Origin of the sequence: Streptomyces sp. C10-9-1 (genome assembly GCF_024497955.1) — a bacterium.
GTDB lineage: Bacteria > Actinomycetota > Actinomycetes > Streptomycetales > Streptomycetaceae > Streptomyces > Streptomyces sanyensis.
Genome location: NZ_JANHKP010000012.1, coordinates 217945 through 231353, shown reverse-complemented (window position 1 = coordinate 231353; position 13409 = coordinate 217945). Strand labels below are relative to the sequence as shown.

At 75.0% G+C, this 13409-nt stretch carries 13 protein-coding genes; 3 read left to right on the top strand and 10 right to left on the bottom strand.

The features are described 5' to 3' along the window. Positions 1–9 precede the first annotated feature (9 nt). Entirely contained in the window at positions 10–264 is a 255-nt protein-coding gene (locus NPS70_RS19270) for an SCO4848 family membrane protein (protein ID WP_256525548.1), read from the bottom strand. Between NPS70_RS19270 and NPS70_RS19265 the strand changes: the two genes are divergently transcribed. Further along, positions 203–1654 carry a D-alanyl-D-alanine carboxypeptidase gene (locus NPS70_RS19265; RefSeq protein WP_256525547.1) on the top strand — a complete coding sequence of 484 codons (1452 nt, stop codon included), beginning with the start codon at positions 203–205 and terminating at the stop codon, positions 1652–1654. The genes NPS70_RS19270 and NPS70_RS19265 overlap by 62 nt on opposite strands. On the opposite strand, the gene NPS70_RS19260 is transcribed toward NPS70_RS19265, so the two are convergent. The 3 genes from NPS70_RS19260 to trpS all read right to left on the bottom strand — a co-directional run bounded on the left by NPS70_RS19260 (position 1602) and on the right by trpS (position 4572). Next, a complete protein-coding gene (locus NPS70_RS19260) occupies positions 1602–2651 on the bottom strand; it encodes a YihY/virulence factor BrkB family protein (protein WP_256525546.1) in 1050 nt (349 codons plus the stop codon). The genes NPS70_RS19265 and NPS70_RS19260 overlap by 53 nt on opposite strands. 108 nt (positions 2652–2759) lie before the next feature. After that, a complete protein-coding gene (locus tag NPS70_RS19255; protein WP_256525545.1) occupies positions 2760–3338 on the bottom strand; it encodes a 2'-5' RNA ligase family protein in 579 nt (192 codons plus the stop codon). A gap of 241 nt (positions 3339–3579) precedes the next feature. Further along, on the bottom strand, positions 3580–4572 hold the full coding sequence (trpS, locus tag NPS70_RS19250; protein ID WP_256525571.1) for a tryptophan--tRNA ligase: 993 nt from the start codon (positions 4570–4572) through the stop codon (positions 3580–3582). Between the two features lie 396 nt (positions 4573–4968). Here trpS and rocD point away from each other — a divergent pair, with 396 nt between their 5' ends. Beyond that, the gene (gene rocD, locus NPS70_RS19245; RefSeq protein ID WP_256525544.1) at positions 4969–6186 is read left to right on the top strand and encodes an ornithine--oxo-acid transaminase; all 1218 of its coding nucleotides are present in this window, start codon (positions 4969–4971) and stop codon (positions 6184–6186) included. On the opposite strand, the gene NPS70_RS19240 is transcribed toward rocD, so the two are convergent. From NPS70_RS19240 to NPS70_RS19230, 3 genes are all read right to left on the bottom strand, one after another. Continuing rightward, complete coding sequence (locus NPS70_RS19240) at positions 6176–7357, bottom strand: glutathionylspermidine synthase family protein (protein WP_256525543.1); 1182 nt, start codon at positions 7355–7357, stop codon at positions 6176–6178. The genes rocD and NPS70_RS19240 overlap by 11 nt on opposite strands. Positions 7358–7365: 8 nt before the next feature. Then, positions 7366–7662 (bottom strand): hypothetical protein, encoded by a 297-nt coding sequence (locus NPS70_RS19235; RefSeq protein WP_256525542.1) that lies wholly within the window; start codon positions 7660–7662, stop codon positions 7366–7368. 267 nt (positions 7663–7929) lie between these two features. Further along, a complete protein-coding gene (locus NPS70_RS19230) occupies positions 7930–9303 on the bottom strand; it encodes a hypothetical protein (RefSeq protein WP_374212026.1) in 1374 nt (457 codons plus the stop codon). Positions 9304–9408: 105 nt separating this feature from the next. Here NPS70_RS19230 and NPS70_RS19225 point away from each other — a divergent pair, with 105 nt between their 5' ends. Next, positions 9409–10866 (top strand): molybdopterin-dependent oxidoreductase, encoded by a 1458-nt coding sequence (locus tag NPS70_RS19225; RefSeq protein ID WP_256525540.1) that lies wholly within the window; start codon positions 9409–9411, stop codon positions 10864–10866. Positions 10867–11221: 355 nt separating this feature from the next. On the opposite strand, the gene NPS70_RS19220 is transcribed toward NPS70_RS19225, so the two are convergent. From NPS70_RS19220 to NPS70_RS19210, 3 genes are read right to left on the bottom strand one after another with little or no spacing between them, the layout of a single operon-like run. After that, positions 11222–12004: a bifunctional 2-polyprenyl-6-hydroxyphenol methylase/3-demethylubiquinol 3-O-methyltransferase UbiG gene (locus NPS70_RS19220; RefSeq protein WP_256525539.1), complete on the bottom strand. Its 783-nt coding sequence runs from the start codon at positions 12002–12004 to the stop codon at positions 11222–11224. After that, positions 12001–12618 (bottom strand): DUF2064 domain-containing protein, encoded by a 618-nt coding sequence (locus NPS70_RS19215; RefSeq protein ID WP_256525538.1) that lies wholly within the window; start codon positions 12616–12618, stop codon positions 12001–12003. The genes NPS70_RS19220 and NPS70_RS19215 overlap by 4 nt, the downstream gene beginning before the upstream one ends. Beyond that, complete coding sequence (locus NPS70_RS19210) at positions 12615–13337, bottom strand: glycosyltransferase family 2 protein (RefSeq protein WP_256525537.1); 723 nt, start codon at positions 13335–13337, stop codon at positions 12615–12617. The genes NPS70_RS19215 and NPS70_RS19210 overlap by 4 nt, the downstream gene beginning before the upstream one ends. Positions 13338–13409 lie beyond the last annotated feature (72 nt).

The following is a 13409-nucleotide window of genomic DNA, read 5'->3' as shown; positions in this document are numbered from 1 at the left end:
CGGTTTCCCCTACCCCTTGTCGGTGCGCTCACGGCGCAGGGCGCGCACGCCGCGCAACCCGATGGCCCCTACAACCGTCCCCAGGACAAAGGACGTCACGGCCAGCAGCAGATGGACCCAGAAGTAGCCGGTCGCCTCGCCCGCGTCGTCGAAGGCCAGCCCGCTCCCGTCCTTGTAGAGATTCCTGACGAAAGAGATCCAGATGAACCAGCTCCACGCCCCGAAGGCGAGCAGGAACCAGGACACCGGGCGGCTGAGCTTCATGGGTCAAGTATCGCGGGCGCCGGGTCGGCCCGTGCCCCGGGGTGCTCCGTCCCGGCGTCGGCCCCGGCGGGTCAGCGGGCCGATCTCCATATTTTCCGGTGCGCCCTGTACGTTCTCGTCCGTGTCTGCTCTGTCTGCCGCCCTCAAAGCCGCCGTGCGGCGGGCCGCGCCGGTGGTCGCCGCCGCCGCGCTGGTACCCGCCCTGACCACCGCTCCCGCGCTCGCCGCGGTGCACGACGAGAAGCCCGGGGAGAAGAAGCAGCCGCAGCCCCCGGCCGCCATGTCCACCGTCGGCGGTGTCCAGCTCGGCAAGCCGGGCACCCAGGTGAACCTCCGTGCCGGTGCGCCCGTGCTGCCGAAGGAGGTCACCGGCCGGTCCTGGATCGTCGCCGACGCCGAGAGCGGCCAGGTCCTCGCGAGCCACAACGCCCACTGGCGGCTGCCCCCCGCCTCCACCATGAAGATGCTGTTCGCCGACACGCTGCTGCCCAGGCTGCCCAAGGACGCCGTGCACACGGTGACCGACGAGGAGCTCGCGGGCGTCGGGGAGGGCAGCAGCCTGGTGGGGGTGAAGGAGGACCACAGCTACTCGGTGCACGACCTGTGGCTCGGGGTGTTCCTCCGCTCCGGGAACGACGCGGTGCACGTGCTGGCCGCCATGAACGACGGCCTCGACAAGACGGTCCGGGACATGCAGGCGCACGCCGAGGAGCTCCAGGCCCTGGACACCACGGTGGTCTCCCCGGACGGCTACGACGAGCCGGGCCAGGTCTCCTCCGCCTACGACCTGACGCTGATCGCCCGCAGCGGTCTCCAGAAGAAGGACTTCCGGGAGTACTGCTCCACGGTGACGGCGCAGTTCCCGGGCGAGCAGAAGCCGGGCAAGAAGCGGGAGAGCTTCGCCATCCAGAACACCAACCGCCTGCTCACGGGGGAGAGCGGGGTGAGCCCGTACAAGGGCATCGCGGGCGTCAAGAACGGCAACACCACCCACGCCGGTTCCACGTTCACCGGGGTCGCCGAACGGAACGGCCGGGTGCTGCTGGTCACGGTGATGAACCCGGACTCCGAGGAGAGCCAGGCGGTCTACAAGGAGGCGGCCCGCCTCCTGGACTGGGGCTTCGCCGCCTCGGGGAAGGTGACGCCGGTCGGGGAGCTGGTCGCCCCGCGGTCGGCCGAGGAGCCGAGCGACGTCGAGCCGGTGCGCGAGGACGCGGACGGCGCGAGCGGGCCGTCCGACCCGGTGGCCGCCGCGCAGACCGGGTCGAGCGGCATGGGGATCGCGCTGGCCGTCGCGGGCGGCGTGCTGATCCTGCTGGCCGCCGCGGCGTTCCTGGTCAAGCGCCGCTGGCCCCTGCCCGACCGGGGGGAGGACCCCCCGCGTCCGTGACGGGCCGGGTGACGGTGACGGGTCCGGCGGGTGTCTCGACGCCGTCGCCGGGGCCGTCGGCCGCGTGCGGGGGCCGGCCCCCGCCGCCTCCCGCGGAACCGCCGCCGTCCTCGCCGCCGCCGGCGGACCCGTCGGCGTCCGCGGCCTCCCTGGAGGGGGTGGCGGTCCAGGCGGCGCAGGCCAGCAGCAGTTTCGCGGTGAAGTTGATCCACAGCAGCAGGGCGATCGGCACACCGAACGCGCCGTACATGCTCCGCGAGGCCACCCCGCTGATATAGCCGCTGAGCAGCAACTTCAGCAGCTCGAATCCGGCCGCTCCGATCAGTGCGGCGACCACGAGGCGGCGGCGGGGCGGCCGCACCCCGGGCAGCAGGGTGAGCAGGTAGAGCAGGATCAGGAAGTTGGCCATCACGGCGACGGCGATGGCGGCCGCCCTCAGCAGCGCTCCCCCGGCACCGCCCCCGCCGATGTCCAGGACGTCCGCGGCGCGACCGACGGCCGACGAGCCGAGGGTGGACGCGGCGAAGGAGGCGAGGCCGATGCCGCCGAGCCCGGCGAGCACGCCGAGGTCCTTGGCCTTGCGGACGATCGGGTTGCCCTCGTCCTCGTCGTCGCGCTCCCACACCGCGCGCAGGCACTCCCGCATGGAGCCGATCCAGCTCACGCCCGTCAGCAGCAGCAGCGCACCGGCGACCACTCCGACCGTGGCGGCGTTGCTGACCAGGGCGTCGATGTCGAGCTGGTCGGAGATGCCCGGGACCTGCTCCGACAGCTTCTCGTCCAGGGTGTCGAGCGCGTTCTGGTCCAGGGTGGCCGCCACGATCGACGCGGCGACCGTGATCAGCGGGAACAGGGCGAGGAAGCTCAGGAAGGTGATGGCCGCGGCGAGCCGGGTCCAGTGCACCCGGTCGAGGGTCTCGTAGCTGCGCCAGGCGTGGGTGCGCATCAGGCGCTCCACGAGAGGGCCGACGACGGGGAGCTTGATCAGCCAGTCCATGCGGCTACGCCTACCCGGTGGGCGCGCGCGCAGTACCCGCGACCCGCCGGGAGGGGAGGAGTCGAACAGAGCGCCGGGCGGAGCGGGGCTCCCGGGATGCGGCGGGGCTCAGGTGGTGGCGTGCTCGTCCACCGGTGAGCCCTGCGCGGGGACGCCGGCGATCCCGCCGCCGAAGGCGAAGGTGCGCAGCTTGCGCCAGACCGCGTCGGCGCCCTGCTCGTACAGGGCGAAGGAGGAGCAGGTCCACTGGGCCGCGTACTCGGAGAGCTCCGCGTACGCCCGGTCCATGGCCTCCTCGGAGATGCCGTGGGCGACCGTGACGTGCGGGTGGTACGGGAACTGGAGCTCGCGCGCCAGCGGCCCGGAGGCGTCCCGCACCCGCTCCTGGAGCCAGGAGCAGGCGGAGCCGCCCTCGACGACCTGGACGAAGACCACGGGCGACAGCGGCCGGAAGGTGCCCGTGCCGGACAGCCTCATCCGGAAGGGGCGGCCGCCCGCCGCGACCGCCGCCAGGTGCGCCTCGACGGCGGGCAGCAGCGCGGCGTCCACCGCGGTCGGGGGCAGCAGGGTGACGTGGGTCGGGATGCCGTGGGCGGCGGGGTCCCCGAAGCCCGCGCGGCGGTCCTGGAGCAGGCTGCCGTGTGGCTCCGGGACCGCGATCGAAACGCCGAGCGTTACGGTCCCCACGTCGTTCTCCTCTGCGTACTCGGTCGTCGTTCTGCCGGTCCCCGGTCCGCACCGCCCGGGGCGCTGCCGGGTCGTGCGCGGACCGGAGGGTCCGCCGCCAGTGTGGCGGCTCCACCCGTGTCGTGGCCAGAGCCCTCGGACTCGGGCCGGTGGTCCCGGCCCCGCCGCGGGAGTGCTCCGTGACGGGGCCGTGACGGCCCGCGTCCGCGGCGGGGGCCGTCAATGTGCCGCCCCGGCGGCCTCAGTGCTTGGCCGGGACGAATCCCACCTTGTCGTATGCGCTGGCCAGGGTCTCCGCGGCCACGCTCCGTGCCTTCTCCGCCCCCTTGGCGAGGAGCGAGTCCAGCGTCTCCGGGTCGTCGAGGTACTGCTGGGTCCGGGTCCGGAACGGTGTGACGAAGTCGACCATCACCTCGGCCAGGTCGGTCTTGAGCGCACCGTAGCCCTTGCCCTCGTACTTCTGCTCCAGTTCCGCGACGGAGGCACCCGTGAGGGTGGAGTAGACGGTGAGCAGGTTGCTGACGCCCGGCTTGGCCTCGGCGTCGTAGCGGATCACGGTGTCGGTGTCGGTCACCGCGCTCTTCACCTTCTTCGCCGTGGTCCTGGGCTCGTCGAGCAGGTTGATCAGGCCCTTCGGGGTGGAGGCCGACTTGCTCATCTTGATCGACGGGTCCTGGAGGTCGTAGATCTTCGCGACCTCCTTCAGGATGTGCGGCCTGGGCACGGTGAAGGTCCGGCCGAAGCGGCTGTTGAAGCGCTCGGCGAGGTCGCGGGTCAGCTCGATGTGCTGGCGCTGGTCCTCGCCGACGGGGACCTCGTGCGCCTGGTACAGCAGGATGTCCGCGACCTGGAGGATCGGGTAGGTGAACAGGCCGACCGACGCCCGGTCCGCGCCCTGCTTGGCGGACTTGTCCTTGAACTGCGTCATCCGGGAGGCCTCGCCGAAGCCCGTCAGGCAGTTCATCACCCAGGCCAGCTGCGCGTGCTCGGGCACGTGGCTCTGCACGAAGAGGGTGCAGCGCTCGGGGTCCAGCCCGGCGGCCAGCAGCTGGGCGGCCGCGAGGCGGGTGTTGGCGCGCAGCTCCGCGGGGTCCTGCGGGACGGTGATCGCGTGCAGGTCCACGACCATGTAGAAGGCGTCGTGGGTGTCCTGGAGCGCGACCCACTGGCGGACGGCACCGAGGTAGTTGCCGAGGTGGAACGAGCCGGCGGTCGGCTGGATGCCGGAGAGCACGCGCGGGCGGGCCGGCGGGGCGGAGCCGTCCCCCTGCGGGCGGTGGTCTGCGGCGGGCGTCGGGTCAGAGGAGGCCATGCGGACCATTGTCTCAGGTGCGGGGCGGCGCTCGGCCGCCCGTCCCGGCCCGCGGGCGGCGCGTCCCGCACGGGGCGCGGCGCCCCGCGGGGCCACCCCGTCCGGGCGCCGTCCGCCCGCCGGGCGAGCGACGATGGAGGCGGGGGCCCGTCCCCGCGGCCGGGCCCGCCGCCGAACGGCCCGCACCGACGATCGGAGCACCCCGTGTCGACCGCCTCCTCCCCCTCCCCGGCGCCCCTGCCCGACACGACCGCGCCGGGCCCGACGGGCTCCGCCCCCTCCGCCGGGCCCCCTCGCCCGGATGCCACGGCCTCCGCGATGGCCGCAGCCGAGGCGCACTGCGCGCACACCTACCACCCGCTCCCGCTCGTCGTGGCCTCCGCCGAGGGGGCGTGGCTGACCGACGTGGAGGGCCGCCGCTACCTGGATCTGCTGGCGGGCTACTCGGCGCTGAACTTCGGCCACGGCAACCGGCGCCTGGTGGAGGCCGCCACCGCCCAGCTGGGCCGGGTGGCGCTCACCTCCCGGGCCGTCCACCACGACCTCTTCGGGGCGTTCTGCGCGCAGCTGGCCGAGCTGTGCGGCATGGAGAGCGTGCTGCCGATGAACACGGGCGCGGAGGCGGTGGAGACGGCGGTGAAGACCGCCAGGAAGTGGGGGTACCGGGTCAAGGGCGTTCCGCAGGGGCAGGCGAAGATCATCGTGGCGGGCGGCAACTTCCACGGCCGGACGACGACCCTGGTCGGATTCTCCACCGACCACGCCGCCCGCGCGGACTTCGGGCCCTACACCCCGGGCTTCGAGATCGTCCCCTACGGCGACGCGACCGCGCTGGAGGCGGCGCTGTCGGCGAACACGGTGGCGGTGCTGCTGGAACCGATCCAGGGCGAGGCGGGGGTCCGCGTGCCGCCCGAGGGCTATCTGCCCGAGGTGCGCCGGCTCACCCGGGAGCGCGGGGTGCTGTTCATCGCGGACGAGGTCCAGTCGGGCCTCGGGCGGACCGGGCGGACCTTCGCCTGCGAGCACGAGGACGTGGTGCCCGACGTCTACGTGCTGGGCAAGGCGCTGGGCGGGGGGATCGTGCCCGTGTCCGCCGTCGTGTCCTCGGCCGAGGTACTGGGGGTGTTCCGGCCCGGTGAGCACGGGTCGACCTTCGGCGGCAGCCCCCTGGCCTGCGCGGTCGCCCTGGAGGTGATCGCGATGCTGCGCGGCGGCGAGTACCAGTGGCGGGCCGCGGACCTGGGCGACCGCCTGCACCGGGAGCTGGGGGCGCTGCTGGAGGCGGGCGCCCTGGAGGCGGTGCGCGGGCGGGGTCTGTGGGCCGGTGTGGACGTGCCGCCGGAGGCGGGCACCGGGCGGGAGGTGGCCGAGCGGATGCTGGACCGGGGTGTCCTGGTGAAGGACACCCACGGCCCGACGCTCCGCATCGCCCCGCCGCTGGTGATCTCCGAGGAGGACCTGGACTGGGGGCTGGCGCGACTGCGGGAGGTGCTGCTGGAGTCGCTGCCCGCGGCCGGGGAGCGCCTCAGCGGATGAGGTGCGGCAGGAAGCGGGCGTAGCCGTCCGTCACCAGGCCCTCGGACTCCCGGATTCCCAGTCCGGCGGCCTCGCCGTCGACCACCCAGGCCCCCAGCACCACGCGGTTGCCGTCGAAGTCCGGCAGCGGCGCGAACTCCTGGTAGCAGCAGGGCTCGTCCCGCGGCGCGGCGGGTGAGCCGGGCGGATGGATGCTCACCCCGGCGCCCTCCCTGCCGAGCAGCGGCTTCGCCGCCCAGCCGGGCCCCGCGGCGAGTTCGCGGGGGCCGTCCAGGTAGGCGGGCAGCAGGTTGGGGTGGCCCGGGTAGAGCTCCCACAGGATCGCCAGCAGTGCCTTGTTGGACAGCAGCATCTTCCAGGCGGGCTCGATCCAGCAGGTGGAGCCGGTGCCGCCGCCGTTGTCGAGGGTCTCGACGACGTGCGGGCCGAAGCGGTCCGCGACCAGCCACTCCCACGGGTAGAGCTTGAAGCAGCAGCGGATGAAGCGCAGGTGCTCGTCGACGAAGCGGCCGGAGATGCGGTCCCAGCCGATCCGCTCGACGGAGAGCGCCACCGTCTCCAGGCCGGCCTGCTCGGCGGTCTCGCGGAGGTAGGCGGCCGTCATGAGGTCCTCGCCGCACGTGTCGTCCTCGGTGTGGACGAAGTGGACGGGCCCGGGCGGGAGCAGGGGCCTGTTGCGCCGCCAGGCGGCGACGAGGCGCTCGTGGAGGGAGTTCCACTGGTCGGCGCCGGGGAAGCGCTCCTCCATCCAGAACCACTGCGGGCTGGCGGCCTCGACCAGCGAGGTCGGCGTGTCGGCGTTGTACTCCAGCATCCGCGCCGGGCCGGTGCCGTCGTAGTGGAGGTCGAACCGCCCGTACAGGGAGGGCAGTTCCTCGCGGCGGTGCCAGGACTCGGCCACCAGGCGGGCCACCTGCGGGTCGGTGACGCCCAGTTCGGCGAAGCGGTCCTTCTCCACGATGTGCGCGGCGGCGGCCAGCGACATCGCGTGCAGTTCCTCGACGACCTCCTCCAGCACCTCCACCTCGGGCAGCGAGAAGGCGTAGTAGGCGCTCTCGTCCCAGTAGGGGCGCAGGGAGTCGTCGGGGTGGCGGGTGAGCGGGTAGACGCAGCCCTGTGCCTCGACCGTCTCCTGCCAGCCGGGGCGGGGCTCGATGGTGTGGCGTTCCACTGAGTGCCTCAGCCTCCGCCGGACCCGGAGCCGGACTTGCCGAAGCCGCCGCGGCTGACGGCGGACTTGCTGAAGCTGCCGCCGGAGACCTTGCCGTTCTTCACGGTCCCGCCGTAGTAGTAGGTACCACTGCCGCTGCCCCCGCCGCCGCGGTTGTCGCGGCACCTGGAGTCGGGCAGCACGTCGTAGGACGAGGGGTCCACGCAGCGTCTGTCGGGCTCCGACCCGCAGGCCGTGAGCGTGGCCGCGAGCAGCCCCATCCCTCCGAGCACCACCGCGCCCGAGCGCAGTCTGCGCCGTTCCATCCCCGGTCCTCCCCCGTGTCGTCGTGCGTCCGCCGCACGCCCGTCCGATGCGGGCGGGTGCGCGGGGCGGGAGCGTGGCGGACGGATGCGTCCGGCGCTCCGGTCCCCCGATTCTGCCCGAGGAGCGGTCCGCCGGGCACTGCCCGGGTCCGGCAGTCCCCGGGCCCGGTGCGCTGCGTACGGTCGGCAGCGGGCCGCCGGCGCAGGGGCGGGAGGGCGGCGCGCGGGGCAGAGGCGGGGCGGTCGGCGCCCGCGCGTGGCCCCGCGTCACCAGCTGGTCAGCAGCAGGTGGTTGACCAGCAGCGCCAGGACCGCCTGGGCCGCCAGCCACCCGCGGGGCCGGGGCAGGAAGGCGCAGGCGGGCAGCAGCCACATCGCGAACGGCAGCCAGATCCGTTCCGTCTCCGCCTTGCTCATCCCCGACAGGTCCGCCGCCGCGATCGCCAGCAGGACCGCGGCGACCAGCACGGCGAGCCGTGCGGCGGCCGCGTCCTCGCCGCCGGTGCCCGGCGCGGTGAGCGCCCCCCGGGGCTCCGCGCGCAGCGCCGCCCCGGTGCGGCGGAGACCGGGCGCCGTGGCGAGTCCGGTGATCACCACCGCCAGCGCGAGGTTGGCCCACACCCAGTACCAGTAGGGCCGGGTGCCGCCCACCCCCTGGTGGTAGCGCTCGACGAGCAGGGGGTACGCCTCCCACCAGGCGAAGCCCAGCAGGGTGAACGCCACCGGGGCCACGGCCAGCCCCGCCACCAGGTGCACGAGCAGCAGCGGCCGCTCCCTCAGCCGCCGCCGCCCGAGGAACAGCACGCCCCCGGCGACGAGGGCGAGCAGGGTGAAGCCGTAGGAGAGGTAGAGGCACCAGCCGAACAGCAGCCCCGAGGCGGAGGCCCACCAGGGCGAGCGGCGGGTGACGGCCAGGGCCAGCAGGGCGACGGCCCAGCAGGCGGCCCCGGCGAAGTAGGCGTCGGCCGAGGTCCCCATCCACACGGCGCCGGGGACCAGGGCGAGGAAGGGCGCCGCGCGCCGGGCCAGGCGCTCGCCGGCCAGGGCCCGCACGGCCACCGCCACCGCCACGGCCGCCGAGGCGCCGGCGGTGATGACGAACGCGCCCGCCCAGGCTCCCCCGCCGAGGCCGATCCGGTCGAGCAGCACGAAGGTGAGCGTCGCGCCGGGCGGGTGGCCCGCGATGTGCGGGGGCCAGTTGTCGGGGGTGCCGATCAGGATGTGGTCGTTGAAGGTGCGCAGTGTGGCCGGGATGTCGTCGAAGCGGTCGATCACCTGGAGGTACTCGTACCGGGTCGTCAGCTTGACGGCGACGCCCCGCCACCAGCCGTCGATCAGGGCCAGCGACCAGATCCACGCCATGGCCGCAGCCCAGAGGCCCGGCAGCAGCCCGCGCCAGGGCAGCCGGTCCGCGAGCGGGGGGCCGTACGCGATCACGGCCGCGGCGACCAGCGGGGCCGCCGCGGTGCCCGGCCCGACGTGGGGGTTCCAGGTCGCGACGAAGGGCGCCCATCGCACGGACAGGTTGTGCTGGGTGTTCTGGACGTAGTGGCCGACGAGCACGGCCACGAGGACGAGGAGGGCGGCGACCGAGGCGGCTGCCAGGTCGCGTCGCAGGCACGAGCGGATCACACCCGGCACGCTAGGCCCGCGACGGCCCCCGAACGGGCGCGGCGGGGCCGGCGTCAGGGTTTCGTCATGAGTCGCACCCGCTCCAAGGCCCCCTTCGCGGCCTACGGTCGGGGCATGCACGAGCACAGGCTTCCCTCCTCGCCCCGGTTCTGGCGCAGCCCCCTGCGCGGCACCCGGTTCACCTCGGTACTCGGCGTGGTGCTGCTGGCCGGGATAACGGTGCTGTTCGTGACCGGTCTGCTGTCGTACGCCGCCTACAACCCGGACCTGTCCCGGGTGAACGACAAGACGCCCGACAAGGGCCTGCTGGGCTTCTACCTGTTCGACTGGCCCACCGACCCGGTGTGGCTGTACCGGTTCACCCAGGGCGTCCATGTGACGCTGGGCGTGGTGCTGGTGCCGGTTCTCCTGGCCAAGCTGTGGTCGGTGGTGCCGAAGCTGTTCGCGATGCCCCCGGCCCGGTCCCTGGCGCACGGGCTGGAGCGGCTGTCGCTGCTGCTGCTGGTGGGCGGTGCGCTCTTCCAGTTCGTCACCGGGCTGCTCAACATCCAGTTGGACTACATCTTCCCCGGGTCCTTCTACCGGCTGCACTTCTACGGCGCCTGGGTGTTCTTCGCCGCGTTCGCCCTCCATGCGGCGCTGCGGACGCCGACGGCGCTGCGCACGCTGCGCGCGCACCGCCGGGGGGCCGCACCGCCTCCCCCGCCGCCGGCGGGCCCGGAAGGGCCCCCGGAGGGCACCCGCGGGGCCGCGGGCCCGGCGCCCGGAGGCGCGCCGGAGGCCGCCGGAGGGCCTGGGGACGGCGACGGGAAGCCGGAGGCCACCGCCGGGAGACCGGAGGGCGGGGACGGCGGCCCACCGGCGGACCCCGACCCGGCGGACCCCGACCCGGCGGGCCTGGCGGCACCCCGGCCCGACGCGCCCACGGTGTCCCGGCGCGGGGCCCTGTGGTTCGTCGGCGGCGGCTCGCTGCTGCTCTTCGCCACCACGGTGGGCCGCAGCTTCGACGGCCCGCTGCGCACCACCGCCCTGCTGGCCCCCCACGGGTGGACCGACCCGGGGAGCGGACCGGGCGGCTTCCAGATCAACAAGACGGCCGCCTCCCGGGGCATCCGCCCGGCCGAGACCACCGAGGACGCCTGGCGGCTGACCGTCACCGGTCCGGCGGGCACCGTCCGCCTCAGCCGCGCCGGGCTGCTGGAGCTGCCGCTCCACAGCGCGGCACTGCCCATCGCCTGCGTGGAGGGGTGGTCGACCTCCGCCCAGTGGTGGCGCGGGGTCCGCCTGCGGGACCTCGCAGAACTCGCCGGGTACCGCCCCGAGGACCCGCCGGACGTGCTCGTGGAGTCGCTCCAGCGGCGCGGCTCGTTCCGCGTCGCGGCCCTGCGCGCCAACCAGGTGGCCGACGGGCGCTCACTGCTCGCACTGGACGTCAACGGCGAGCCCCTGACCCCCGACCACGGCTTCCCCGCCCGGGTGATCGTCCCCAACGCGCCCGGCGTGCTCAACACCAAGTGGGTCACCCGGCTGGACTTCGGCGACCTGTCCGGCTCCGACGGAGGGCGGTCGTGATGCGGTCCCTGCGCTCCCTGCGACCGGTGCCCCCGTCCCGGGAACGGCTGCGCGCCGCTGCGGGCAGTCCCCTGCAACTGGTGCTGCTGGCGGCCTCGTTCGCCCTGGCGGGCTACGCGGGGGTGCGGCTGCTGTCCGGCGACTGGTTCGGGATCCTGCTGTGGTTCGTCGGCGCGGCCCTGCTGCACGACCTCGTGCTGCTGCCGCTGTACACGGCGGCGGACCGCGCCCTGGTGCACGGCCTCGGCGCGCTGGGCCACCGCGACGCGGTGCTGTACGTGCGCGTCCCGGCCGCCCTGTCGGGGCTGCTCCTGCTGCTGTGGTTCCCCCTGATCAGCGGCCGGGTGGCGGAACGCTACGAGGCGGGCACGGGACTGCCGGGGGACGGGTTCGCCGCCCGCTGGCTGCTCATCACGGCCGTCCTGTTCGGCGCCTCCGGCCTGCTGCTGGCGCTCCGGTTGCGCAGGGCGGCGAAGCAGCGGCCGCCGGCCGACCACTGATCGGCGGCGCCCCAGCCCAGCGCGCGGGCGTGGCGCAGCAGGGCCGGGGTGCCCAGCCGGGCCCAGGGGAAGGCGGAGCCGGCGTCGGCCCGGGGGTCGGCACCGCGTACCAGGTGGACGTCGGCGCGCTCGTCGACGTCCACCGGGGCGGTCTCCGCGATCAGCAGCCCCTCCGGGGCGACCACCTCCGACAGCCGGTCCAGCAGGGCCCGGGGGTCGCCCCCGATGCCGAGGTTGCCGTCGAGGAGCAGGGCGGTGTCCCAGCGGCCCTCGCCCGGCAGCGCCTCGAACACCGAGCGGCACAGGGCATGGCCGCCGAGCGCCGCGGTGCGGGCCACCGCGGCGTCGCTGACGTCGATGCCGAGGGCACGGCGGCCGCGGGCGGCGAGGGCCCCGACGAGCCGCCCGGGCCCGCATCCCACGTCGAGCACGGCGCCTTCGCAGCGCTCCAGGACCGCCAGGTCGACGGCGTCCGGGCCCGCGCACCAGCGCTCCACGTCCAGCGGCAGCAGCCAGCCGTCGCGGCGGCGCAGGAACAGCGGCCCGCGGCCGGTCCGCAGGGCGTCGGCATAGGGCTCGGCGGACCAGGTCGCGGAGCGGGAGGCGGCCCGGGAGGGCCGGTCGTGTCGGGTGCTCATGGGTGGACCGGCCTCCTCAGCAGGGCGAGTTCGGCGGCGAAGCGGCTCCCGGGCGCCTGCCGCGCCACCGCCTCGGCGTCCTCCGCGGTGTCGACGTCACGCAGCAGCGGCAGTTCGCGCACCCGCAGCCCCGCCGCGGCGAGCCGGGCTCGCTGGGCGGCCCCGGTGGCGGGAGTGGACATGGGCACCCCCCGCAGCAGGGCGGGGTCGGGGGCGGTGAGGCCCAGGGCCCAGAAACCGCCGTCCTCGGCGGGGCCGAAGCAGGCGTCGTGGCCGTCCAGCGCTCCGGCCAGCAGTTCGGGGGCGACCTGCGGCGTGTCCATCCCGATCAGCAGGGCGGGTCCCTCGCAGGCGGCGAAGGCGGCGGCCAGGCGGGCGTCCAGGCCTCCGCCGCACTGCGGGAGGACGTCGAAGCCGGGCGGCAGCCAGGGGCCCGGCGCCCCGTCGAGGACGAGGACGCGGCGGGAGGCGGGGGCCGCGGCCACCGCCCCCAGGGTGTCGGCGAGCGCCGCGGCGGCCAGCCGGGCCGCCTCCTCGGGGGTGTAGGGCGGGGTGAGGCGCGTCTTCACCCGGCCGGGGCGCGGTTCCTTGGCGATGACGAGGAGGGTGGTCACCGCACCGCCCCCGCCGCCTCGGGCTCGGCCGGCTCCGCCTGCCCGGGGGGCTCGGCGAGCACCCGGCGCATGTCCCGGACGGCCCCCCAGGTGCCCCGCCAGGTGCCGGTCACCTTGGAGGCGCCGGTGCGCGGACGGTAGGGGACGTCCCGCTCGGTGATCCGCCACCCGGCGTCGGCGGCGCGGACGACCATCTGGAGCGGGTAGCCGCTGCGCCGGTCGGTCAGGCCGAGGGAGAGCAGCGCCTCCCGCCGTGCGGCGCGCAGCGGGCCGAGGTCGTGCAGGCGGAGCCCGGTGCGGCGGCGCAGCATCCGGGCCAGGGCGAGGTTGCCCGCCCGGGCGTGGAGTGGCCACGCGCCCCTGCTCTCGGGCCGCCGGCGTCCGAGGACGAGGTCGGCCGCGCCCTCGTGGACCCGGCGCACGAACGGCACCAGGTTCCCGGGGTCGAGGGAGGCGTCGCAGTCGCAGAAGCACACGATGTCGGCGGTGGCGGCGGCCAGGCCCGCGTGGCAGGCGGCGCCGAAGCCGCGCCGGGACTCGTGGACCACCCGCGCGCCCAGTTCCCGGGCGATGTCGGCGGAGCCGTCGGTGGAGCCGTTGTCCACCACGATGGCGCGCATTCCCGAGGGGATGCGCGCCAGGACCCAGGGCAGGGCGGCGGCCTCGTCGAGGCAGGGGAGCACGATCTCGGCTTCCGGAGGTGTTGTGGGCGTCGTCACACGCCTCACCCTACGGACCCTAATCGGGCAAACCGGGCTCCTCGCCCTTACGAAACACGGACGTCGGCCGTC